This window comes from Streptomyces tsukubensis, assembly GCF_003932715.1.
In the GTDB taxonomy this organism is placed as follows: Bacteria; Actinomycetota; Actinomycetes; order Streptomycetales; family Streptomycetaceae; genus Streptomyces; species Streptomyces tsukubensis.
Genome location: NZ_CP020700.1, coordinates 7702954 through 7726526 on the forward strand (window position 1 = coordinate 7702954; position 23573 = coordinate 7726526).

The following is a 23573-nucleotide window of genomic DNA, read 5'->3' on the forward strand; positions in this document are numbered from 1 at the left end:
CCGGGGAAGCTGTGGACGGACCGCCGCAAGCGGCCTGCGAGAGCGGTCCCGGATGCAGTCCGGAACGCGCTTCACTGCTGATCACCGCCGGTCAATGCCGGACACCGCCGGTGAACGAGGCCGCGGGCCCGTGCCGGGGTACCGGTTCCGGCCACTCGCCCGGTACGGGCTCCCGCGAGCGGAGGTGCGGACGGCCGGGACGGCGTGGCCCTTTGACAACCGCGGTGCCCGGTGGACATGTGGCTGACAGCGCCGCATACGGCGCGGCTCGCCATGTCACCGCAAACCGGGAGCAACCTTGCCCGTCCGTGCCCGTACGAGACGGTTCGCGGTCACCGGAACCGTACTGCTGATCGCCGCTGCCGTGCTGCCGCACACCGCCGGAGCGGACCTGAACGGCCACCGCCCCGTCGAGCGCGGCCTGTCCGCCGTCATCCGGTACACCGAGTACGGCATCCCCCACATCGTCGCGCAGGACTACGCGAGTCTCGGCTTCGGCAACGGCTGGGCACAGGCCGAGGACGCGGTCTGTGCCCTCGCCGACGCGTTCGCCACCGTACGCGGCGAGCGTTCCCGCTTCTTCGGAGCGCAGGCCGCGCCCAACCCGTTCGCGTCCTCGGCCACCACCAACCTTGCGAGCGATCTCTACTACCGGGGCGTACGGGACACCGGCACCGTCGAACGGCTCATGGCGACGCCCGCACCCGCCGGACCCGGTCGGGAGGCGGCCGAACTGAGACGTGGCTGGGCCGCCGGGTACAACGCCTGGCTGCGGCGGAGGACGGTCACCGATCCCCTGTGTGCGGACGCTGCCTGGGTCCGGCCGGTGACCGCGGTGGACGTCGCGGCTCTCGAATTCTCCTCGGGGGTACTGGGCGGGCAGGGACGCGGCATCGACGGCATCACCGCCGCCGCCCCGCCCCGTACCCGCTCTCCCCTCGGCCCGGAAACGAAGGCCCCCGGCAGCAGCGCGACGGCCGGGTCCGTACGCGCGCTCCCCGCCCCCGCCCCGCCCGGCGCGGCAGCGGGAAGGGGGTCGAACGCCGTGGCCTTCAGCGGCTCCACCACGGCAAACGGACGTGGTCTCCTCCTCGGCAATCCGCACTTCCCCTGGCAGGGCGAACAGCGCTTCTGGCAGTCCCAGCAGACCATTCCGGGCGAGCTGAACGCCATGGGCGGATCGCTGCTCGGCTCCGTGACCCTGTCCATCGGATTCAACTCCCGTATCGCCTGGAGCCAAACCGTCGCCACCGGCGTCGCAATGAACCTCCACCAGCTGGCCCTGGACCCCGCCGACCCCACCGTCCACCTCGTGGACGGGCAACGGGAACGCATGACCCGGCGCACCGTCACCGTGCCGGTCGCAGAGGGCCCCCCGGTGACCCGCACCCAGTGGTGGACCCGTTACGGCCCCGTCCTCGACGCGCTCCCCGGCGGCCCGGCGCTGCCCTGGACCGCCACCACGGCGTATGCGCTGAACGACCCCAACGCGGCCAACCTCCGGGGCACGGACACGGCGCTGGCCCTGTCCGGCGCCCGCAGCACCGAGGAGATCCTGGACGCCCTGCGCCGTACCCAGGGGCTTCCCTGGACCAACACCATCGCGGCCGATTCCGGCGGGCACACGCTCTTCACCCAGTCCCAGGTACTGCCCAGGATCACCGACGACCTGGTCCGCCGCTGCTCGACACCGCTGGGCCGGGACACCTATCCCGCTTCGGGACTGGCCGTCCTGGACGGTGCCCGCAGCGCATGCACACCCGGTACGGACCCGGACGCCGTTCAGCCGGGGATCTTCGGCCCCGCCGCCCTTCCGGTACTGAAGGACGCCCCGTACGCCGAGAACTCCAACGACAGCGCGTGGCTCACCAACGCCGACCGGCCGATCACCGGCTACCCGCGGATCTTCGGCGAGTCCGGCACACCACGCTCCCTGCGCACCCGCGGTGCGATCGAAGACGTTTCGGCGCTGGCCCACCGGGGCGGGCTGACGGTCGCGGACCTCCAGCGGCTGCAGTTCGCGAACCGCGCACCCGCGGGAGATCTGGCCGCAGCCGACACGGCCCGCGCCTGCGCGGAGCTGCTGGGCGGCAGCGCGCCGAACAGTGCGGGCCGTACGGTCGACGTCGGCGCCGCCTGCCCCGTCCTGGCCCGCTGGGACCGCACCATGAACACCGGCAGCCGTGGGGCGCTGCTCTTCGACCGCTTCTGGCGCAGGCTCCTCGCGACCGTACCGGCGGCGGACCGCTGGAAGGTGCCCTTCTCTCCCGCCGATCCGGTCAGGACCCCGAACACGCTGAACACCGCCGCGCCGGGATTCTCCCGGGCCCTGGCCGACGCCGTCACCGAACTCCGCGCCGCGAAGATCCCCCTGGACTCGGAGTTGGGCGCACACCAGTCCGTCACCCGCGACGGGCAGCGCATCCCGCTCCCGGGAGGCGCGAACGCCCTGGGCGTCTGGAACACGGTCGAGCCGGAGTGGAACCCGGTGACCGGCGGATACACGGAGGTGCCGTACGGCTCCAGCCATCTCCAGGCGGTGGGCTGGGACGGCAGCGGCTGCCCCGTGGCCCGTACCCTGCTGGCCTACTCGCAGTCACCGAACCCGCGCTCCCCGCACTACAGCGACCAGACCGAGCTGTTCTCCACCGGGCACTGGGTCACCGCGCGCTTCTGCGAACAGGACATCCTCGACTCACCCGAACTGCGGACGGTGACGGTACGCGAGTGACCGAACGGCGCAGGAGCGGCCGTACGCGGTACGCCACTCGTGCGAGTGAACAGGTTTCGGCTTCCTCCGTGGTCACAGCAGTCTCCGATGCCGGCACCCACCGGGCGGGGAAGAAATTCTGGTCAACTGTGCTCAGTAGCGTCATTTCACTCCATGAGCTGCTGGGTCGACCTTGGAGGGACAGTGCCGATGATGGAACTGGTTGCCGGTGCCGTGGCCGCGGGGCTGGCGGGTGGGCTGACGGAGACGGGCCAACGGGTGGCACGGGGCGCATGGGGCCGGCTGGCCTCCCTGACCGCACGACGAGACGCCCCGGCCGAGGGTACGGAACCCATCACCGACCAGGGCGAGGAGAGCGCGTCGCCCGATGGAGCCGTCCGTGCGGCCGAGCCGGGCGCCTGGAACGTGGTGGTGAACGGCGGCCAGGGCATCGCCTGCGGCAACAACATCACCCAGAGCAACTACTTCCGCTGACGGTGCCGGGGAAGAGGTGTTCCGGCGTGTGCGCGGGCAAGCAGTGCACCATCCGGGGAAACGGCAATCTCGTCGGGGAAGGCAACCAGTACAACTGCTTTTCCCATCCGCCGGACCGGTCAAGGGGCCGGAGTGCGACGGTCGCCGTGCTGATGGCCCTGGGATTCGTTGTCTTCAGCGGCCAGGACACCGTGGACCGCGACCGGCCCGTCGCCTCGAATCCTGTGGCGCCGACGACAGCACCGACGACAGCGCCGACGACGGCGCCGCAGGCTGCACCGAGTGCAGCTCCGCTGCCACCGCGGCGATCCACCAGGATCGTCGCGTCCGACCGCTCGCCCGCCCCACAGGCGCCACCGTCGAGGCCCTCGCCGACCCTTCGCGCCCCGAGCCCGCCTTCCGTACCCGATGCGGTGTCGGCGGATCCGGTTCCCCGGCCGTCGCCGAAGCGGGTCTGTTCACTGCGGCAGCAGTATCGCGTGAACAAGAAGGGGCAGATCTGGGATGCCCGGGGGAACCGCATCGGCGACGTTGCCCCGGGGACCCTGTTCTTCCGGCAGGAGCCCGCAAACTACCCCTCGCCCGTCGACGACCGCTACTACGGAACCGTCGACGAAGTCATTTCCGGCAGCGCGACCGGCTACGTCCTGAGAAAGAAACTCGACTACGTCGGCCGCGTCGAGATCTGCGGCTGAGGGTTGTCCGACGCGCCCTCCCGCTGGACGACACGTTGCCGTGGACGGCTCGGTGTCCGGCGTGGTGCCAGTAGCGTCGCGGACCATGAGGAAGTCGGCAGTTGTGGGCGTGTTCATTCTCGCGGCGATGAGTCTCGGGTCGGCTGCCGAGGGATCCGGCCAGGTCCCCCCGGCAGCCGGAGGGGACGGACTGGACCGGTTCCGGAACCAGCCCGTCGGCTGGGCCGCCTGCCGGGACACCGCACTGGCCGCAAGCGGGACGGAGTGCGCACGGATCACCGTCCCCCTCGACTACAACAGGCCGCGGGGGCGGACCATCGAGGTCGCCGTCTCCCGGATCAAGTCGGCGGACCCGAAGCGGCGGCGTGGCATTCTCCAGACCAATCCGGGCGGCCCCGGGGCCCGGGGTCTGGGGATGCCGGCCGAACTGCGGAAGGTCATGGGCGCCGGGCCGGCCGCGGCGTACGACGTCATCGGCATGGACACCCGCGGTCTCGGCGAGAGCACCCCGATCGACTGCCGGCTCACCCGCAGCACCTGGCTGCTGCACGCCCCGGGGACGGACCGGGCGGGGTTCGACCGGAGCGTACGGCTCTCCCGGGACGACGCCCGCGCATGCGGGGGCCGGATGGCGCCGTGTGCGATCGTGCTCGTCACCGCGTATCCGTGGACCAGACCGGGGTAGGAGTAGTCGGCGCCGTAGGTGGCGCGGCCGGTCACTTTGAGGGGCCGTCCACCCGGCTGTGGGGACGGCCGATGACGGGCGCCCCGGTGGCCGGTACCCGTCGCGTTGAGGTGCCTGCATGACCACTCCGCCGTTCCAGCGTGCCCGCAGACCGGAGCACAAGGAGCAACGCCGGCAGCACATCCTGCAGGCCGCCGCCGTGCTGGGACGGCGCGACGGTGTACGCCCGGTCACCCTCACCGACATCGCCGCCGGGGCCGGCGTCCACAAGTCCGCCGTCCTGAGGTATTTCGCCTCACGGGAAGCGGTGTTCCTGCTGCTGACCGCGGACGGCTGGCAGGACTGGGCCGACGCGGTCGACGAGGCGCTGCGGGGACCCGAGGAGCCCCGCGCGGTAGCGGCCGTCCTCGCCGCCACGCTCGGGGACCGCCCCCTCTTCTGCGACCTGCTGGGGCACGCACAGCTCAACCTCGAACGCGGGGTGACCCGGCAACAGGTCCGTGACTTCAAGGTCACGACCCTCGACGCCGTCGACCGCATCGCCCGGGCCCTGACCACCGCGCTGCCGTGGATGGGCCGAGGGCAGGCGGTCGACGTGATCGCCGGGACGACCGCGATGGCGGCCCAGCAGTGGCAGACCTCGAACCCCCCCCGGAAACCCTCGCGGGTCTCTACGCCGAGGATCCACTCCTCGCCCATGCGGCCTCCGCGTTCGTCCCCCGCCTCACGCGGCTCGTGACCCTGCTGCTGGCCGGGGCCGCGACAACGTCGCAGGGCGAGGCGTAGCGGGGTCCATGAGCACCGGGCGCCGAACGCGGTGGGGCGGGGGCGCCGAACCCGCGCGGAAGAGGTGGCGCGCTCTGTACGTCCGGGCCCCTGGTGCGACACCGGGCCCGGCTCCCCGGCTTGTCCGAGTACCGCGCTCCCGCGATCCGGAGAGCCGGATACCGTATGAGAAGTGCCCGGGCGGCAATGACCGGTTGGTCAGGGGGTGACGATACGAGGGCGGGGGCGGGGTGACACCTCCGATACCCCGTGGCCTGCCCCGGGGCGCGCACCGTGTTCCGCGCCTTCGTCCGTGTCGGGGTCGGCCCGGCCGCAGGACGAGGCCGACTCGTGGGAGTGGGGCCCATGGCACGCAAACAGCCCAATCGTCGCCTCGCGGCCCTGATGGACGAAGCCGACTGGAACGCCGCTGAACTGGTGCTGGCGGTCAACGAGGGCGGCAGGCTGGAGGGCCTGACCCTGTGTTACGGCCGGACCTCGGTCGCCCGGTGGCTGACGGGGTCCCGGCCCAAGCCGCCGGTCCCGGACCTGGTCGCTGCGGCTTTCAGCCGCCGTATCGGACGGATGGTCGCCGCGGAGGACACCGGCCTCGCCCGCCCCGGGCGGGAGACCGGATGGTCTGCGCCTTCCGTCAGGGCCGCATCGGGCGACGCGGCCGACCAGTTGACGGCGCTGAGCCGCGCCGATGTCGACCCCGGACGCCGTATGCGGTTGGGCAAGTCGACGTACGATCCGGCTGTCGACGCCGTACCCGCCTGGGAACCCCGGTGCCCCGACCGTGCCGTGTCCCGGGGCTCGGGCTCCCGTGCGACTGCTGAGGAGATCCGGACGCTCCGGGAGATGTCCCGGCTCTTCGCGGATCTCATGGAGCGCTACGGGGGAGCGCACGCGCGCTCTGCCCTGGTCGCCTACCTCACCGACGACACCGGTCGTCTCCTGGCGGCGCTGGCCGGCCCCGCCGAGCGCCGGGAACTGCTCACCGCCACCGGCCAGCTCACCCATCAACTGGCCCGGATGACCATGGACGCCGGACACCCCGGACTCGCCCAGCGCTACTTCACCATCGCCCTCGGCCTCGCCCGGGAGGCGGACGACCGGCGTCTCTACGCGATCACTCTGCGCGCGATGAGCGTCCAGGCGCTGCACTTGGGATTCCACCAGCAGGCAGGGCAACTCGCCGACTCCGCGATCACCACGGCGGGTCCCTCCACCGACCCCTCGACGCTCGCCTTCCTGCTGAGTCAGCGAGCCGTAGCCTGTGCCTACACCGGGCAGCGGCGTCAGGCCCTCCTCGACCTCGCCGCGGCCGAGGCGCGGCACGAGCAGTCGACGAGCCCTCCCGGGCCGTTCAGTTCCTACCCCCGCCCCGGACTCGACTTCCAGCGGGGTCTGGCACTGCACGCGCTCGGGGAGTCGACCCGCGCCGTACACGCCTTCGCAGCCTCGGTCGCCGCCCGGGCCGCGGACCGGCACCGCTCCAGGGCCCTCACCCATGCACGGCTCGCCGCGACCCTGCTGCCCCTGGGCCGTCTGGAGGAGTCGTGCCTCCACTGGCACGCCTTCCTCCGGCGGGTTCTTCGTCCACCTCGCCGTCGGCACGGAAGGCCGCTCACCGCCGGGCACCCATCTCACCCGGGCCGGCGCCCTCCTCGTCGCCGCAGCCCTCGTCGCCCTCGGTATCGGCCTCATCCAGAGCCTCTGACCCGGCCGCGCCGGCTGCGGCGAGGCAGGTGCGGCCGGGTCCCGGGGCCGGCCGCCTTTTCGCGGACCGCGGCCGGCCCTGGGGCACGTACCCGCTCAGCGTGTGGCCACCCGGAAGGTGCTGAGGACGGCCTTGTGATCGGTCGGCCAGGTCCAGGTGGGCACCCAGAACCTGTCCCGGCCCGACTCCTGCACCCGCTCGTTGCGCACGATGCTGCTGGACGGGCCGACGACCACGCTGTCGAGCAGCCGGATCCGCCGGTCCGGGTGGTAGAAGACGAAGTCGATCCGGTCCCGCTCGTCGGCCTTCGGCGCCCAGGTGAGCTGACCGACGTCGGCGCCCGGATTGTCGCTCGGCCAGGTGAAGCCCGGCTTGCGGACGGGGTCCGGGTGGATCACGCGATAGCTGTCGCGGAAACCGGCGTCCTCGATGGCCTTCGTCGTCGCCCAGGGGACAACGGTGCCGTTGTGGTCGAACAGATTCCGGGTCCGGTGGTTCCAGTCCCGGTGGGAGGGCTCGTTGAAGTCGCCGCCCAGCAGCGTCAGCCGGCCCTTGGCGCGCTCCTTCGCGGCGTCCGCGAGTACCGTTCTCGTCACCTTGGTCCGCCCCGAGGCCGCGTTGAGCCGGTTGATCAGGCCGACATCGGTGATCGGACCGGTCGGGATCTCGCCCCACCCGTACTCGGAGGTCTCCAGCGGTGACGGCGTGCCGCCGCCGTAGCCACGCGGCAGGTAGTTGACGTAGTAGCGGTACTCCAGATGTCCGGAGTAGGCGGCGACCTCGGTGCCGTGGACCGAGACGACCGCCTTCGACCAGTACGGGAACGACGCGTGCTCGATGATCGGATAGCGCGAGATCACCGCAGGGTCGACCGGGTTCGCGTTGTCGAAGTAGGTCAGCCCGCGTTCGGAGAGATCCGCCAGGAGATGGGCCACCCGCTCGGGGTTCGACTCGCTGAGCATCACCACATCCGGCTCGACCGCGGCGATGGTGTCGGCGATACCCGCCCGGCCCCCCGGCACCCGGCTGCCGCCCAGCCAGATATTGAACTGCATGACCTTGAGCGTTCGGTGGGAGGGCCTGCGGTGCTTCCACGAATCCTGCGGGGCGGCCTCCGCCGTGCCCATCGCCAGCACTCCCGCGCCGACGGTCGCGCCGACCATCCCGAGCAGCTCTCGACGCCTGACCATCAGTGACCTCCAGAAATTGCCTGCATCCACGGCCCGCTCACGGTTCGAAACGGGCCGGGATCCAGCGTCGAGGCCTCTCGTGTATATGACATGAACCCGCGCGCAACGTCGGATGTCGCCGTCAAGGCTCCCCCGGCCCCGGGGCCGGGGGAGGAACGGCATTGCCTCAGGTGCCAGGGGAGTGCCGGTCTCTCAGAGGGAAGCGGCCTCCTCCTCCAGCAGCGCCGCCTCGGGATGGGCGCTGTAGGGACGCAACACCCGGCGCATCGTGGTGAGAGAGGCGGTGGCGCGGGCCGAGCGCAGCCCCGGGTAGTCGATCAGGAAGCGTCTCCAGGTGGTGATGGACTCCTCCAGGTTTCCCTGGCGGAGTTGTGATTCGGCCAGGAGCGCCGTGGTCAGGGCCCGGGCCCGTCGTGCCTGCGGGGCACGGGCGTCCAGGGAGTCCCGGAAGGCGATATCGGCCGCCTGGTGGTCCTTGAGCGCGCTCGGGGTGCGGGCCCGCTGGTAGTGGAGGGCGGCGGTCGGATAGCTGCCGAAGGGGTCGGAGGGCGCCTGGTCCGCTTGGCTGTGGAGGACCTCCGCGTCGTGCAGCGCGAGGAGCGCCCGGGGACGGTCCTTGGCCCGTGCGTGGGCCAGGGCCAGGAGGGACTGGGTGTAGGACCGGGTGAGGGGCGAGGCATGGCGGGTCGCGGTGGCGGCGGCCCGCTCTGCCAGCGTGAGGGCGGGCTCCTCGTGTCCCAGGTCAAGCGCATGGGCGGCGAGTGCCCGGACGGCGATGGTGTAGGTGTGGGGGTCTTCGGCCTCGGCGGCGAGGTGGGCGGCGTTGCGGTGGTAGTGCTGGGCCAGGGCGTGGGCGTCGTCGTCGGCGCACATGTTGCCCAGGAGGACGGTGAGCTGGGCTGCGTACGTGAGGAGCCGGCGGTGCACCTGGTCGCCGGCGCCGGCGCGGAGCCAGGGCGTGACGTCGTCGGCGATGTGGGCGGTGAGCGCGGCGCGGGCGTGCCCGCCACCGAAGGACCCGGTCGAGGCGGCAAAGAAGGCGGTCGTACTTTTGAGGGCCTCCACTTCCGCGTGGCCCACCCGTCCGGTTCTGACGTCGGTACGGCGGGCCGCGGCCGGTCTGAACAGGTCCTCCCAGTCGGGGACGGCCAGCGCGGGAAGGCTGTAGCCCGCTGTTCCGACGGGTTCACCTCGGCTGGGGTCGAGTTGGCTGTGGATGAGCTTGGCCAGATGGTGCACAGGGTCTGCCTCTCAGGACCGGTCCGGTATGCGGGCGACGGCCGGGTTCGGACCGGCGTCGGCGGCAGCCGGGGGTCTGCCCGGGCGCCGGAAAAGCGCCTTCCAGGACGTAGGCGGGTGCGGGCGGACGGAGAGGTGCGCCCACGCGTCGGCTCGTCCTTGTCGAGCGGTTCACGGTCAGGCCGTGACCGTATGCGGGCGCCACCGGGGAAACGGCATGGGCGAGCCGGGTCGCGTTCCACGCCGCGTCCTCATGGGTGCGCAAGCCGTGCGTCCGGTTGCTGAGAGTGCGCCTTCCCCGTTCTCAGCCCTAGCCAAGATGACCCCGATGCGGCGCCCTTCACAAGGGCGCACAGGGGCAGAACGGCCAGCGCGCATCCGCGCACCGACGCTCCCGCGCAAGGCGGGCCGTTGATGGATGCACCCGGCACAGCGTTTCCGGGCGAGCCCCGGCTCGCTTTCCGCGCGGCGAGGATCCGGGTCAGGCAGCACGGGCTCGCCGAGGCGCTGCAGTCCGACAGCGCGTGCTTCGAGACCCTGCACGCCTGCTTCCTCGACCGTACGGTCCCCGCGTACTCACTCCTGCGCGGTATCGGCAATCTGTGCATCGGGGCCGACTCCCGGTACGACGCGCGGCCCCTCGTCGACCTGCTGGTCATGGGACTGAAGCAGCAGGGCGCCGCCTGACCGGACCGGGGCCTGCCGTCCGCGCCTGGTCAACTGGTTTTTAAATAACGGCAGTTGTTTCAAAAATCGCATTGGTCTATACCTTGATCGCGCCCTGCCCGGGGTGCTTGGGTATGCGTGACCACCCCCCACACGGCGTGTCTGGTCGCCCCGGTGTTCCACCGGGGCGACCAGGCATGCCCACGGATGCACGAAAGGTCACTGGACCGTGCTGAAGACCCGAATGAAATCCCTGATGGCCGCCGTGCTCGCGGCGGGCTCGCTGCTGGCGACGGCCCTGGTGCCGACCGCCGTCGCCGCCCCGTCCTCCGCCGCGGCGGACGAGTGCGCCATCGCCCCGGCCTGGGCCGCCGGCCAGAACTACCGCGTGGGCGACATCGTCAAGTACAACGACGGCAGCGTCTACATCGCCGAGCGGGCCAATCCCGGGTACAACCCCGTGGTCAGCACCTACTACTGGGATCCGTACACCTGCGGTACGGGCGGCAACCCCGACCCGAACAGCTTTGTGGTGAGCGAGGCGCAGTTCAACCAGATGTTCCCGCGCCGGAACCCCTTCTACACGTACAAGGGACTCACCGACGCCATGAAGGCGTTCCCGGCGTTCTCCCACACCGGCACCGACACGATGCGGAAGCAGGAGGCCGCGGCCTTCCTCGCCAACATCAGCCACGAGACCGGCGGGCTCTTCTACATCAAGGAGATCGACGAGCGGAACTACCCGATCTACTGTGACCGGGCCCAGCCCTACGGCTGCCCCGCGGGCCAGGCCAAGTACTACGGCCGCGGCCCGATCATGCTGAGCTGGAACTTCAACTACAAGACCGTGGGCGACTGGCTGGGCATCGACCTGCTCAACGACCCCGACCTGGTCGAGAAGGACCCGGCCGTCGCCATGATGACGGCGCTCTGGTACTGGAACACCCAGGACGGTCCCGGCCCGGTGACCGCCCACGACGCCATGATCAGCGGCGCCGGGTTCGGCCAGACCATCCGTGCCATCAACGGCGCGCTCGAATGCGACGGCGGCCACCCCGCCCAGGTCCAGAGCCGCGTCAACCGCTACAAGAACTTCACCCAGATCCTGGGTGTGCCGGCCGGTCCCAACCTCTCCTGCTGATCCGGGAGCACGAACCCGCCCAGTCGCCCCGCCGCCGAGGACCGTGTCTCCGCACGGAGCCCGGCGGCGGGGCCGCGCGGACTGCTCCGGCACCGCGGGCCCCGGCGGAGTGGCCGACTTATGATGCGGCCCCGGGCCTCCGAAGTGCTGGGAGAGAGCGCATGAACGATCCGAGTATCGGCACCGGCAAGGTGGTGGTGAACCGGGCGATGTCGCTGGACGGCTTCATCGCCGGTCCCGGCCATGCGATGGGCTGGATCGCCGAACACCTGACCGCGGATACCTTCCCCGAGGTCATGGCGGCCACGGGCGCCATGCTCGTCGGCCGGGGCACCTACGAAGTCGCCCAGGGCATGGCCGCCGAGGACACCTCCTACGACGGCGGACCGCAGTTCGTCCTCACCCATGAGCCGCCCGGCGAACCGGACCCGACCGTCACCTTCCTCACCTGCGGCATCGAGGAAGCCGTGGCCACGGCACGCAGCGCCGCGGGCGGCAAGGACCTGGAGATCCTCGGAGCCGACGTGGCCGGCCAGTGCCTGCGGCGCGGGCTCGTCGACGAGATCCTGGTGTACGTCCTCCCGGTACTCCTCGGCGACGGTGTCCGCTTCACGCCCCCGGGCCTCGGACGGATCGACCTGGAACCGGTCGCCACCACCCGGTCGGGTGCCGTCACAATGCTCCGCTTCCGTGTGCTGAAGTAGGCGCGGCCCCCGCCGCCGGGACCGCTCCGGCGGGCGGAATCCGGCGGTGGACGTCCTCCACCATGTTCCGCATCCCCATGCGGAAGATCTCGGCCTGGTGCCCGCCGAGAAACGAGGTGTGCCCCGACACCTCCAGAACGACGAGGCCGTGCAGATGCCCCCACGCGTTCAGCAGAAGCGCAACCGCGGGCGGCGGCAGCTCCCCCAGGCCGTTCGGCGGCAGTTGTGCCAGATACGCGCGCAGCGAGGGCGAGAGCGCCGGATGGTCCGCCGCGCCCAGCTGGGCAGCGCTGAACCCTTCGAACATCACGCGCTGGAAGATCCGGCTCATGCGGATCATCGCCCGGGTGGTCGGCCCGTTGGCGGGCGCCTCGTACTGCCGCAGCGGCGTTCCGTAGATCAGCTGGAACCGCTCGGGATGGGTGACGGCCCACCGGCGGTACTCCTCGGCCGCGACCAGCACCCGCGGCACGCCCGAGTCCTCCGCCGCACTGTCGACGGCAGCCTGCACGGCGTCCGCCATATCGTCGTACGCCTTGACGATGAGCGCCGTCAGAAGATCGGCCCAGCTCGGAAAGTAGTGGTAGAGCGCCTGGACGGTCATTCCGAGGTCCCGGGCGACCGCGCGCAGGGACAGGGCCGCCGGACCGTTCGCGACGATATGCCGCTCGGCGGCGTCCACGATCTCCTGAACGGCGGCCGCCCGGCGGCGCTCGCGCAGGGACGGACGGGCCTTCACAGCTTCTTCGGCAGGCATACCGCGACCCTACGGCCGGATGCCTGACAGGGCCATAAGAAGTTAGGGCCCGTCAGAAAATTCTCACACTGCCAAATCCTTTGGGTCCCCGCTAACTTCAAACGCGGCGACGAGGAGTCCCACGGCAGGTCCGCCCGATTCTCGCTGCGCCGACGGGCCCTGCGGAGCACCGTGCCCGCGGTCCTCCCCAGCCCCGCTCCACCTGCCCGACCTCGTTCGTCGCGCCTCGGTACCACCGCGCACAAGGGAGACCTCACGTGTTTGAACGCCTGGCCGAACTGGTGATCCGCCGGTCCCGGCTGATACTCGTCGTCGCCGTCGTGGCCCTGGCCCTCATGGGTGCCGCGGGCGTCGGCGCCTTCGGCAAGCTCCTGGGAGGCGGCTTCGACGACCCGGCCTCGCAGTCCACCCGGGCCGGGGAGGTCATCGGCGAGAAGTTCGGCGGCGAGACCAATCTGGTCCTGCTGGTCCGTGCCCCCGGGGGCCGCGTCGACGCCCCGGCCGCCCGGCAGCACGGCCGGGCCCTGGTGGCCGGCCTCAGGAAGGAGCAGGGCCTGGAGAACGTGATCTCGTACTGGGACACGGACCACCCCGACCTGCGCTCCGGAGACGCCCGCGAAGCACTCGTACTCGCCCATGTGAAGGGTGACGAAACGCAGCAGGACGAGACCGCCAAGAGCATCATCGAGACCTGGACCGGGGATTACCTGGGCGCGCTGACGGTCCGGGCGGGCGGCGGCACCGCCGTGGGCGACGATATCGGGACCCAGGTGGGGAAGGACCTCGTCCTGGCCGAGGCCATCGCCGTCCCCATCACCCTGATACTCCTCCTGTTCGTCTTCGGCAGTGCGGTCGCCGCCCTGCTTCCGCTGGTGATCGGGGTCTTCGCCGTCATGGGGACGTTCGCCGAGCTGTTCCTGCTCGGCAGCGTCACCGAGGTCTCCGTCTTCTCGGTCAACCTGACCACCGCACTGGGCCTCGGCCTCGGCATCGACTACGCCCTGCTGATGGTCAGCCGGTTCCGCGAGCAACTCGCGGCCGGGGAGAGCGTGGAGGACGCCGTCCGGCTGACGGTGCACACCGCGGGCCGTACGGTCGCCTTCTCCGCCGCGACCGTGGCGGCAGCGCTCGCGGCGCTCCTGGTGTTCCCGCAGTACTTCCTGCGCTCGTTCGGATACGCCGGCATCGGTGTCGTCGCCATCGCCGCCGTCAGCACCCTGCTCGTGATGCCGGCCCTCTTCGTCGTCCTGGGACACCGGGTCAACGCCGGGCGGCTGCCGTGGCTGAACCGGGCCCGCTCCGACCACCGGGAAAGCGGCTGGGGACGGCTGGCCCGCACCGTCATGCGGCGCCCCGCGCTCACCGCGCTGCCCGTGCTCGCCGTACTGCTCCTCGCCGCGAGCCCCCTGCTGGGCATCACCTTCGGTACGCCGGACGAACGCGTGCTCCCCGAGGACGCCCAGAGCCGTCAGGTCGCGTCCGTACTGGAGGAGAAGTTCAACGGCAGCGACGAAGCGGCCCTCCACGTCGTCATCGACGGGCCCGTGGACAGGACCCCCCTGCAGTCGTACGCGCTCACCCTCTCCGAACTCGGCGGTGTCGCCCGCGTCGAGACCAGCACCGGGACCTACACCGACGGTCGGCCCGCGGCGGCCGGCACCGGAAACGCCGCCCTCGGCCGCCCCGACGCGCAGCGCATCAACGTCGTGAGCGCCCTGCCGCCGAAGTCCGACCGGGCCCAGGACCTGGTCGAGAAGGTGCGGGCGGTCACCCCGCCCGACGGATCCCGCCCGCTGGTCGGCGGAGTCGACGCCGCACTGGTCGACTCCAAGGACTCCATCGGCGGCCGGCTCCCGCTCGCGGTGACCCTGGTCGCCCTCACCACCTTCCTGCTGCTCTTCCTCTTCACCGGAAGCATCGTCCAGCCACTGCGCGCACTGCTCCTCAACCTGATCAGCCTCGGGGCCACCCTCGGCGTCATGACGTGGATCTTCCAGGACGGAAACCTCTCCTCCGTGCTCGGCTTCACCGCACAGCCCATGCCGGTGACGATGACCGTGCTGATGTTCTGCGTCGCCTTCGGCCTCTCGATGGACTACGAGGTGTTCGTCACCAGCCGCATCAAGGAACTCCACGATCTGGGCTCGGACAACGAGTCCGCCGTGGCCAACGGCCTCGGCCGGACGGGACGCATCGTCAGCGCCGCGGCCTGTCTGCTCGCCGTCACCTTCTTCGCGTTCGGGACCGCCGAGCTCAGCTTCCTGCAGGTGTTCGGGCTGGGCAGCGGGCTGGCCATCCTCATCGACGCCGTCGCCGTACGCGGGGTCCTGGTCCCCGCCGCGATGCGCCTGCTCGGCCGATCGGCCTGGTACGCGCCCCGTTTCCTGCGCAGGTTCCACGAGCGGTACGGGCTCAGCGAGACCGGCCCCGCGCCCCGGCCCGCGGCCGTGCCGGAGCCCGCGCCCGGGGCGCCGTACCCGAAGGACCCGACCAGGGTCTGACCCGATCGGACAGAACCCGCGCCGTGCCCGCCCCCCTTCGCCGGAGGCGGGCACGGCCGCACCCCGGTCAGCGGAAGGTACGGAGGAAGACGTCCGACGTGCCGTTGGTGTCACCCGGCACGATGTCATCGGCCGTGGACTGGAAGACCACGTCGCGCCCGCCGGCGCTGAGGGACGGTGAGGATGGCCGAGTGTTGTGGATGATGTCGATGTTCAGGGCGGTGCCGGTGTCCCAGGGACACCCGGCAGTCCCCCGGTTCCCCACCGGAGGATCACCAGCATGGAACCGTGACGGCGCCGGGGGAGCAATGCCTCCATGCGTTACATGACCTATCGAGAGGCAGGTTTCGGACATAGGGGAGTGGTTTCGCACCGCTTTCCTTGTGCGGGGCGGAAGCCGTGGTGAACCTGGCCGGAAATCCATGGTCCCGGAAGCTTTTCAAGTGTCAGTTGTTGCGTATGGGGTTTGAGATCATTATGGGGCGGGCGTTGAAGCAGTTTGCCGGAGTGTTCTTGGAAGAAGGCTTTACCAAGGGCAATTTGTGGTCGGTCTGTGCCTGCCCGCGAGCCTCCGGATTCCCTGGGCCGATCATCCGGGGAACTTTCGTCATCGCAGGTCACAAGGTATATGGATGCCCTGGAAGGGTCTGCTTGCGGTGACCGTTCGGTGGATCCGGTTTCAAAGGCTGAGCACAAATTGCACACATCCCCTCTCCATACCGGCCTCGATGGTCTAGATTGACCGTGCTTCAGCTGTTCGGGCACCAGGCGAACAGTAATGATCTTTAGCTCCGGCGCTGCGGACGACGCAATCGCGTTCCCCGTGCCGGAGGTGGGGGTGATCAATTCCCGGAGTCCGGGAGAGGCCGTGGGTGCGGGGAGCATCCGGGGTTTCGACGGGTTCCCGCCCGCCTCGGCGCATACCGGCAGGACGGACGTGTCCGCTGCCGCCGAATCGGGCTGTTCAAACAGCGCTGAGACACCGGAATGTCATGCGCGGGGGCGGGGGCCTCCGGGGGAAGGAACGGCGCGGCGCGGGAGGCGGGGGCCTCCCGGGGGGCGAAGCAGAGGCGAACACGTCGAACCGCTGGGACCTGGGGGGTTCTGTGGAGCAGGGGGGATTAGTCAATCCGTTTCCGTCGGCGCACGAGCGTCTGGCGAACGGGGCGATCGGCGAGCCCGTGATCGACTGGGAGGAGCGGTACCGCCGTACCGTGATTGCCGGCGATACGGTGTCCACCGCCTTCGTGGTGGCGTCCATAGGGAACTTCTTCGGGGCCCGGGACGCCGCCAACTGGCACGAGAAGTGGGTCATTCTCGCCTTCGGCACCGAACTGCTGGTGCTGGGAGCGCTGGCGATGGGCCGGGCGTGGGCTCCGGCCGTACTCGGCCAGGGCGCGGAGGAGTTCCGCCGGCTCGGACGCTCGCTGTTCACGGCGGCGGTCGTCCTCGCGCTCGGCGGGATCGCCTTCACCTCACGCAACATCAAACTCTGGATATTCGTCGCGATCCCCGCGATCGCCATCGTCACCATGACCGTGCGATATCTGCTCCGCCTCCGGCTGCACCGGCAGCGTAAGGAAGGGCAGTGCCTGAGACCGGTGCTCGCCGCCGGGAGCCCGGCCACCCTGCGCGATCTGATCACCCGGGCCCGTAAGTCCCCCCACCTCGGCTGGCGGGTGGACGCGGTCTGCACGACCGACGGTCTCGGGTTCGACGGTGACCGGCTGGAAGGGGTGCCGGTCGTCGGCCGGCTGACGGACGTCGCCGACCACGTCCGCCGCGACGGCTACCGTGTCGTCGCGGTCACCCCGGACCCGCACTGGTCACCGGACCGGCTGCAGCGCCTGGCCTGGAACCTCGAAGGCAGCGACGCCGAGATGGTCGTGGCCCCCGTACTGATGGAGGTGGCCGGTCCGCGGCTGCACGTCGACGCGGTCCTCGGGATACCGCTGCTGCGCGTCAGCATGCCGGCCTTCACCGGCGGCCGCCGGGTGGTCAAAGCGGTCGTCGACCGTATGGGCGCGGCGATCCTGCTGCTGCTGTTCGCACCGCTGATGCTGCTGGTCGGACTGCTCGTACTCCTGGACAGCCGGGGCGGGGCGTTCTACCGGCAGCGCCGGGTCGGCAAGGACGGCCGCGAGTTCACCATTCTCAAATTCCGCACCATGGTCGCCGGGGCCGACCGGGCACGGGCCGGTCTCGTCCACCGCAACGAGGGCGCCGGTCTGCTGTTCAAGCTCCGCCGGGATCCCCGGGTGACCCGGGTGGGAGCGGTGCTGCGCCGCTACTCGATCGACGAGTTGCCGCAGCTGTTCAACGTCCTCACGGGGTCCATGTCGCTCGTCGGCCCGAGGCCCCCGCTGCCGGAAGAGTCCGCCGCCTACGGCCCGGACATCCGGCGGCGGCTGCTGGTCAAGCCCGGACTCACGGGGCTCTGGCAGATCAGTGGACGGAGCGACCTGCCGTGGGAGGAGGCCGTCCGGCTCGACCTGCGGTACGTGGAGGACTGGTCCCTCGCCCTGGACACGGTGATCTTGTGGAAGACGCTGCGTGCGGTGGTCTACGGGCAGGGGGCCTACTGATGTGCGGGGGCAGGGCGCGCCGTACGGCGGGCGCGCGGACCGCAGGCCGGAAGGGCCTGCTCGGGAGGGACGGGGCATGAGGATCAGCGTTTTCGGGCTCGGCTACGTGGGCTGCGTATCGGCCGCCTGCCTGGCCGAGCTGGGGCACGAGGTCATCGGTGTGGACGTCAACCAGGTCAAGGTCGACCTGGTGAACGACGGCAAGGCGCCGGTGGTCGAAGAGCGGATCGGCGAGCTGATCGCCGAGGTGGTGCGGACCGGGGCGTTACGCGCCACCTGCGACGTCCGCGAGGCGATCGCGGGCAGCGACGTATCCCTGGTCTGCGTGGGTACGCCGTCGGAGCCCAACGGCAGTCTGTGCACCACCTATCTGGAGCGGGTCACCGAGCAGATCGGTGCCGCACTGGCCGAACGGGGCGGTTGGCAGACCGTCGTCTTCCGCAGCACCATGCTCCCGGGCACCTGCGGAAATCTGCTGGTACCGATCCTGGAGAAGAGCGCCGGCGGTACGGCCGGGGTGGACTTCGGAGTCGCGGTCAACCCGGAGTTCCTCCGCGAGGGCACCAGCGTGCGGGACTTCTTCGACCCGCCCAAGACCGTCATCGGTGAACTGGACCCGGCGAGCGGCGACGCGGTGGCCGCGCTCTACGACGGTCTGCCCGGCGAGGTGTTCCGGGTACCGATTCCCACGGCCGAGGCCATCAAGTACGCGGACAACGCCTTCCACGGCCTCAAGATCGGCTTCGCGAACGAGCTGGGCGCGGTGTGCCATGCGCTCGGCGTGGACTCGCACCAGGTGATGGACGTGTTCCTGGCCGACCGCAAGCTGAACATCAGCCCCGCCTATCTGCGGCCCGGCTTCGCCTTCGGCGGCTCCTGCCTGCCCAAGGACTTACGCAGCCTGGTCCACGCGGCACAGCGGGCCGATGTCGCGGTGCCGATCCTCGCCAACGTACTGCCGTCCAACTCCGCACATCTGGAGCGGGCCGTGGAACTGGTCGAACGCACCGGCAAGCGCCGGGTGGGCCTGTTCGGCCTCTCCTTCAAACCCGGCACCGACGACCTCCGCGAGAGTCCGCTCGTCGAACTCGCCGAGAGACTCTTCGGCAAGGGGTACGACCTGCGGATCCACGACGCCAATGTGAGCCTCTCCCGGCTGCTCGGCGCGAACCGCGAGTACATCGAGACCCGGCTGCCGCATCTTGCGCAACTCCTCGCGGACTCCGTCGACGAGGTGCTCGACCACGCCGAGGTGTGCCTGATCGGGACCAGGGACCCGGCCGTACTGGCGGCGCTGCCCCACGGCGACGGCCCGGTGCTCATCGACCTCATCCACCTTCCCGACGCCGACGCGCGCCGGACCGAACCGGGGTACACGGGCCTTGCTTGGTAACACATCGTCAGGTAACGCATCGTCGGGTGACACGGCCGGGAGCGACCGGCCCGGCGGGCGCGCGCTGATCCTGGTGGAGAACCTGTCCGTGCCGTTCGACCGGCGCGTGTGGCAGGAGTGCACGACGCTGCGCGACGCGGGGTGGGAGGTGCACGTCATCTGCCCCCGGGGGACCAAGCGGGACACGGAGCCGGAGGCCGAGATCGACGGGGTACGGATCCACCGCTACCCGTTGCGGGCGGCCACCGGCGGGCCGGCCGGCTATCTGCGGGAGTACGGAGCGGCGCTCTGGCACACGGCCCGGCTGGCCCGCAAGGTCGGCCCGGTCCATGTCGTCCACGCCTGCAACCCGCCCGACCTGCTCTTTCTGCCCGCACTCCGGCTGAAGCGGCGCGGCGCGCGGTTCGTCTTCGACCAGCACGATCTGGTGCCCGAGCTGTACCTCTCCCGCTTCGACCGCGGCGAAGACCTGCTCTACCGCGCCGTGTGCGCGCTGGAACGGCTGACCTACCGGGCCGCGGACGTCGTGCTCGCCACCAACGAGAGCTACCGGGACGTCGCGATCCGCCGCGGCGGACGGCGCCCCGAGGACGTCTTCGTGGTGCGCAGCGCCCCCGCGATCGAACGGTTCCAGCCGGTACCGCCCGAGCCGGAACTGAAGCGCGGCAAGCCCCATCTGCTCTGCTACCTCGGTGTCATGGGCCCCCAGGACGGTGTCGACTACGCCCTGCGGGCCCTGGCAAAGCTCCGCGACGAACAGGGGCGGACCGACTGGCACGCGGTCTTCGTCGGCTCCGGCGACGCCTTCGACGCGATGACGGAACTCTCCCGGCAGCTCGGGCTCGCCGAGCAGGTGCAGTTCACCGGGCGCATTCCGGATGCCGACCTGGTGCGCTACCTCTCCACCGCGGACGTCTGCCTCTCCCCGGACCCGCTCAATCCGCTCAACGACGTGTCGACCATGAACAAGGTCCTGGAGTACATGGCGATGGGCCGGCCGATCGTGTCCTTCGAACTCAGGGAGGCGCGGGTCTCCGCCGGTGACGCCGCCGTGTATGCCCCTGCCAACGACGAGGCCGCGTTCGCCGGGCTGATCGCGGAGCTGCTGGACGATCCGGAGAAGCGGGCCCGGATGGGCAAGATCGGCCAGGAGCGGGTCGGCGGGCAGCTCTCCTGGCAGAACTCGCAGACGGCGCTCCTCGCCGCCTACGCCGCCGCCTGCCGCGGCCAAACTCCGGTATCGCCGGGCGGCGCCCGGACCGTAGCAGGCACAGGGACAACTACAGGCACAAGTACAGGCACAGGGACAAGTACAGGCCCAGGGACAGCAAAGGGCGAAGGAACAGGGAAGTGGCCGCGCCGTTGAGCGACGACACCATACGCCTGGCCACGGTGGGGCGGATCTTCCGCCGGCGCCGGCGGCTCATCGCCGTCCTCGCCGTGGTCGGCGCGCTCGTCGGCTACGGCACGTCGATGGTGTTCCCACCGCGGTACACCGCCTCGGCGTCCGTACTGCTGCCGGGGGCGTGGGAGGAGCGCGAACTCCTCACCCAGGTGGAGATAGCGACCAGTTCGTCGGTCCTCGACCGTACGGCCGCCGCGCTCGGCCGGCCGGGGGTGAACGGCGCCGCGCTCAGGGACCGGGTGAGCGCCAAGACGACGGACGGAAACATCATCAAGGTCTCGGGTACGGAAGACACCCCGGAGCGGGCCCAGCAGCTCGCCGACCGGCTGGCCCAGCAGTTCGTCGCCTTCGCCGCGCGGATCACGGGCGGCGGCACCGAAACCGAGGCGGCGACGGCGCCCGCGGCACTGCGGCAGAAGGTGGTCGACACCAACCGCCGCATCACCGACCTGGCCAAAGCGGCCGATACGGGGCAGTCAGTGGAGAGTGTGCAGGCCCGCACCGTGCTGCAGAAACTCAGCACGGCGCTGGAGGAGGCCATGGAGAAGCTGGAGCGGGCCGAGTCGGCGACCGACAAGGGGGGCCTGGTCGTCATGGGCCCGGCGCCCCGGCCGACCGGCGAGGCACCGCCGACGAGAATCCAGCTGGTCGTCGCCGGGACCCTGCTGTCCGTCCTCCTCACGATCGTCGGCCATCTCACCGCCGCCCGGATGAACCGCAGGCTGCGCACCGAACCGGAGATCGCCGCGGCGCTCGGCTCGGAGCTCCTGGGCACCGTCGACGTGCCCGCCGACCACTCCGCGCAACGGGCCCGCGGCCCGCGGGCCCGGATCCGCCGACTGCTGGGCACGGACACCCGGTGGGACGTACCCGCCCCGCAGACCTCCGGCGACGAAACCAGCAGACGCATCCGCTACCGGCGGCTCTGCGCCCGCCTCAGGGAACAGCACCCCGCCCCCCGGCGGCTGCTCGTCGTCGTACCCCGAGGCGACGGGATCGCCGGGCTGGCCGCCGCGCAGCTCGTCACCGAGGCCGGGAGCGATCCGTCCGCGAACGCCGCCGACCGGGGCTGCCCGGAGCTGCGGGTGGTGGAGGTCCCGGTGGACCGGCCGATGGTCCCGGACAGCGACACCGAGTCCGGCGCCCTGGTCGTGCTGAGCGCGGGCACCTGGACCGCGGGGGAGCTGGCCGGTCTCGCCGGGGCATGTGCGGACGGCGGACACGACGTCGTCGGCATCGTCGTCGCGGGCCCGGTCCCGGCCGGTCCCGAACGGCCCGCCGAACGCACCCCGGACGACGCCGCTCCGGCGCTCGCGGTCCGCGGCCATGCGACGGGAGAGCCGGTGTGACGACCAGCACCACTCCGGAACCGTCGGCAGCCGCCCCGCTCCTCGATCTGCAGGCACTGGTGGTCGCGGTCAACAGACGACGCCGCCTCTGGTCGTCGGTGGCGCTGCTGGGGCTCGTCTCCGGCACCGCGATAGCGGTCGTACTCCCGCCGCCGCCGACCGCGGTGACCACCGTGCTCGTCGCCCATCAGGAGGACCAGCCGAACGACACCGGCACGCTCATCCGCACCGACGTCGCCCTGCTCAGCACCACCCGCATCGCCGGAAAGGCCCTCCAGTCCCTCAAGTCCACCGAGAAACCGGAGGACTTCATGAACGACTACCGGGGCACCGGCCTCACCAACAACCTGCTCCGGATCGAAGTGTCGGCCACGAGCGGAGCGGAAGCGGTGGCCCGGGCCCGGGCCCTGGCCGAAGCCTTCGTCGCTGACCACGTCCGACGGATGCGGGAGGCCGCCAACGCCGAGGCCAAGGCGCTGCTCGACCAGCGCGACCGGATGCGGGCCGAACTCGCCCAGGTCAACAAGGAGATCGGAGCCCTGCCCGCCCGCACCGACCCGAAGGCCTCGGCCGACGTCGAAACCCTCTTCGCCCGCCGGGCCGAGCTGAACTCGCGGATCGCCGACTTCGACCAGCGCGCCGCGGAAGCCCGCACCGGCACGCCCCGCGTCGTCTCCGGCACCCAGATCGTGGACGGCCCCCGCGAGGTGGAGCAGTCGCTGCCCCGGGCCGCAGCCACCAAGGGCGCGATCGGACTCGTCCTCGGACTGGCCCTCGGCCTCGGCCTGGCCGCGGTCGGCACGGTCGTGGCGGACCGTCCCGTACTGCGCCGGGAGATCTCGGCGCACCTCGGCGCATCCGTCGTCGCGGAGCTGCGCTCCGTACCCCGCCGCCCCGCCCTGCCGTGGCAGCGCCGGCGGACCCGCGCGGCACACGAACGGCTCACCGCGACCCTGGCCCGCGCCGTGCGCGGCTCCACGCAACCGGTGTCCCTGCTGGAACTGGGCTGTGCGCGCACCACGAGCGTCATCGCCCTGAACCTCGCCGGGGCGCTCGCGGCCGAGGGGCAGGTCGCCGTCGTCGACGGTCTGCCCGGACGGGAGCTCGCCAAGAGCCGCCTGCAGCCGGACGGCCCCACCGTGGTCCGCGGCGACGAAGCCGAATCCGTGCCGGAGCAGGCGCGCCGGATCGGCGTCGGCTCGGTCGCGCCCGGTACGGCATGGACCGACCTCCGGTACCTCGGCGGCCGGGCCGTCCTCGTCGTACGGGCCGGGCACGGCAGCGCCGCATGGCTGCACACCGTCGCACGACAACTCGCCGACCAGCGCATCCCGGTGATCGGTGTGGTGCTCGTCGACCCCGATCCGCGGGACCGGACCGACGGCACCCTGTGGGACGGGCTGCACACCGCGCTGCGCGGCCACGATGAACGGCCGGCCCGGCAGAACCCGACGGGCCGGCTGCGGACGGAGCGGCCGGCCCGGCAGAACGGGACCGCCCCGCTGCGGACGGAACGGCCGTCGATGACGGCCGCCGGGGTCCCGGACAGCGACCAGGAGGCGCGCTAGAA

General features: G+C 71.2%; 19 protein-coding genes. 15 read left to right on the forward strand and 4 right to left on the reverse strand.

Translation table 11 applies throughout. The features are described 5' to 3' along the window. Positions 1-298: 298 nt before the first annotated feature. From B7R87_RS31690 to B7R87_RS31715, 6 genes are all read left to right on the forward strand, one after another. Positions 299-2731: a penicillin acylase family protein gene (locus tag B7R87_RS31690; RefSeq protein WP_006344885.1), complete on the forward strand. Its 2433-nt coding sequence runs from the start codon at positions 299-301 to the stop codon at positions 2729-2731. A 189-nt stretch (positions 2732-2920) separates the two neighbouring features. After that, positions 2921-3205 (forward strand): hypothetical protein, encoded by a 285-nt coding sequence (locus B7R87_RS31695; RefSeq protein ID WP_006344884.1) that lies wholly within the window; start codon positions 2921-2923, stop codon positions 3203-3205. A gap of 26 nt (positions 3206-3231) precedes the next feature. Then, a complete protein-coding gene (locus B7R87_RS31700) occupies positions 3232-3900 on the forward strand; it encodes a hypothetical protein (protein ID WP_130585143.1) in 669 nt (222 codons plus the stop codon). Positions 3901-4003: 103 nt separating this feature from the next. Beyond that, positions 4004-4585, forward strand: a complete 582-nt coding sequence (locus B7R87_RS31705) for a hypothetical protein (RefSeq protein WP_006344882.1) — start codon at positions 4004-4006, stop codon at positions 4583-4585. 118 nt (positions 4586-4703) lie between these two features. Beyond that, positions 4704-5324 (forward strand): TetR family transcriptional regulator, encoded by a 621-nt coding sequence (locus tag B7R87_RS31710; protein ID WP_006344881.1) that lies wholly within the window; start codon positions 4704-4706, stop codon positions 5322-5324. A gap of 1539 nt (positions 5325-6863) precedes the next feature. Beyond that, positions 6864-7073 (forward strand): hypothetical protein, encoded by a 210-nt coding sequence (locus B7R87_RS31715; RefSeq protein WP_040912843.1) that lies wholly within the window; start codon positions 6864-6866, stop codon positions 7071-7073. 95 nt (positions 7074-7168) lie between these two features. Here the strand turns inward: B7R87_RS31715 and B7R87_RS31720 are convergent, their stop codons facing one another. Both B7R87_RS31720 and B7R87_RS31725 read right to left on the reverse strand, forming a co-directional pair. Beyond that, positions 7169-8263 carry an endonuclease/exonuclease/phosphatase family protein gene (locus tag B7R87_RS31720; RefSeq protein WP_040912842.1) on the reverse strand — a complete coding sequence of 365 codons (1095 nt, stop codon included), beginning with the start codon at positions 8261-8263 and terminating at the stop codon, positions 7169-7171. 192 nt (positions 8264-8455) lie between these two features. Next, positions 8456-9502 (reverse strand): hypothetical protein, encoded by a 1047-nt coding sequence (locus tag B7R87_RS31725; RefSeq protein WP_006344879.1) that lies wholly within the window; start codon positions 9500-9502, stop codon positions 8456-8458. A 414-nt stretch (positions 9503-9916) separates the two neighbouring features. On the opposite strand from B7R87_RS31725, the gene B7R87_RS31730 reads away from it, so the two are divergent. The 3 genes from B7R87_RS31730 (at position 9917) to B7R87_RS31740 (ending at position 12013) form a co-directional block, all read left to right on the forward strand. Continuing rightward, positions 9917-10189, forward strand: a complete 273-nt coding sequence (locus tag B7R87_RS31730; protein ID WP_006344878.1) for a hypothetical protein — start codon at positions 9917-9919, stop codon at positions 10187-10189. Between the two features lie 208 nt (positions 10190-10397). Then, on the forward strand, positions 10398-11309 hold the full coding sequence (locus B7R87_RS31735) for a glycoside hydrolase family 19 protein (RefSeq protein WP_006344877.1): 912 nt from the start codon (positions 10398-10400) through the stop codon (positions 11307-11309). A 161-nt stretch (positions 11310-11470) separates the two neighbouring features. Beyond that, on the forward strand, positions 11471-12013 hold the full coding sequence (locus B7R87_RS31740) for a dihydrofolate reductase family protein (protein ID WP_006344876.1): 543 nt from the start codon (positions 11471-11473) through the stop codon (positions 12011-12013). Here B7R87_RS31740 and B7R87_RS31745 read toward each other — a convergent pair. After that, positions 11982-12770: a TetR/AcrR family transcriptional regulator gene (locus B7R87_RS31745; RefSeq protein WP_045852721.1), complete on the reverse strand. Its 789-nt coding sequence runs from the start codon at positions 12768-12770 to the stop codon at positions 11982-11984. The genes B7R87_RS31740 and B7R87_RS31745 overlap by 32 nt on opposite strands. 257 nt (positions 12771-13027) lie before the next feature. Here B7R87_RS31745 and B7R87_RS31750 point away from each other — a divergent pair, with 257 nt between their 5' ends. Next, positions 13028-15271, forward strand: coding sequence for an MMPL family transporter (locus B7R87_RS31750; protein ID WP_006344874.1), 2244 nt, complete (start codon positions 13028-13030; stop codon positions 15269-15271). 67 nt (positions 15272-15338) lie between these two features. Here the strand turns inward: B7R87_RS31750 and B7R87_RS31755 are convergent, their stop codons facing one another. Continuing rightward, complete coding sequence (locus B7R87_RS31755; RefSeq protein WP_006344873.1) at positions 15339-15536, reverse strand: hypothetical protein; 198 nt, start codon at positions 15534-15536, stop codon at positions 15339-15341. Positions 15537-16377: 841 nt separating this feature from the next. Here B7R87_RS31755 and B7R87_RS31760 point away from each other — a divergent pair. The 5 genes from B7R87_RS31760 to B7R87_RS31780 all read left to right on the forward strand — a co-directional run bounded on the left by B7R87_RS31760 (position 16378) and on the right by B7R87_RS31780 (position 23571). Beyond that, positions 16378-17856: a sugar transferase gene (locus B7R87_RS31760; RefSeq protein WP_040912841.1), complete on the forward strand. Its 1479-nt coding sequence runs from the start codon at positions 16378-16380 to the stop codon at positions 17854-17856. A 76-nt stretch (positions 17857-17932) separates the two neighbouring features. After that, positions 17933-19249 (forward strand): nucleotide sugar dehydrogenase, encoded by a 1317-nt coding sequence (locus tag B7R87_RS31765; protein WP_006344871.1) that lies wholly within the window; start codon positions 17933-17935, stop codon positions 19247-19249. 73 nt (positions 19250-19322) lie between these two features. Next, complete coding sequence (locus B7R87_RS31770) at positions 19323-20615, forward strand: glycosyltransferase family 4 protein (protein WP_006344870.1); 1293 nt, start codon at positions 19323-19325, stop codon at positions 20613-20615. Then, complete coding sequence (locus B7R87_RS31775) at positions 20612-22003, forward strand: Wzz/FepE/Etk N-terminal domain-containing protein (protein WP_040912846.1); 1392 nt, start codon at positions 20612-20614, stop codon at positions 22001-22003. The genes B7R87_RS31770 and B7R87_RS31775 overlap by 4 nt, the downstream gene beginning before the upstream one ends. Next, positions 22000-23571, forward strand: a complete 1572-nt coding sequence (locus B7R87_RS31780) for a Wzz/FepE/Etk N-terminal domain-containing protein (RefSeq protein WP_006344868.1) — start codon at positions 22000-22002, stop codon at positions 23569-23571. The genes B7R87_RS31775 and B7R87_RS31780 overlap by 4 nt, the downstream gene beginning before the upstream one ends. Positions 23572-23573: the final 2 nt, after the last annotated feature.

Excerpts from the sequence above, each read along its gene's own strand:
- B7R87_RS31765 (WP_006344871.1), top strand. The coding sequence starts at position 17,933 with ATGAGGATCAGCGTTTTCGGGCTCGGCTACGTGGGCTGCGTATCGGCC.
- B7R87_RS31745 (WP_045852721.1), bottom strand. The coding sequence starts at position 12,770 with ATGCCTGCCGAAGAAGCTGTGAAGGCCCGTCCGTCCCTGCGCGAGCGC.
- B7R87_RS31715 (WP_040912843.1), top strand. The coding sequence starts at position 6,864 with ATGCACGGCTCGCCGCGACCCTGCTGCCCCTGGGCCGTCTGGAGGAGT.
- B7R87_RS31695 (WP_006344884.1), top strand. The coding sequence starts at position 2,921 with ATGATGGAACTGGTTGCCGGTGCCGTGGCCGCGGGGCTGGCGGGTGGG.
- B7R87_RS31730 (WP_006344878.1), top strand. The coding sequence starts at position 9,917 with ATGGATGCACCCGGCACAGCGTTTCCGGGCGAGCCCCGGCTCGCTTTC.
- B7R87_RS31740 (WP_006344876.1), top strand. The coding sequence starts at position 11,471 with ATGAACGATCCGAGTATCGGCACCGGCAAGGTGGTGGTGAACCGGGCG.
- B7R87_RS31710 (WP_006344881.1), top strand. The coding sequence starts at position 4,704 with ATGACCACTCCGCCGTTCCAGCGTGCCCGCAGACCGGAGCACAAGGAG.
- B7R87_RS31720 (WP_040912842.1), bottom strand. The coding sequence starts at position 8,263 with ATGGTCAGGCGTCGAGAGCTGCTCGGGATGGTCGGCGCGACCGTCGGC.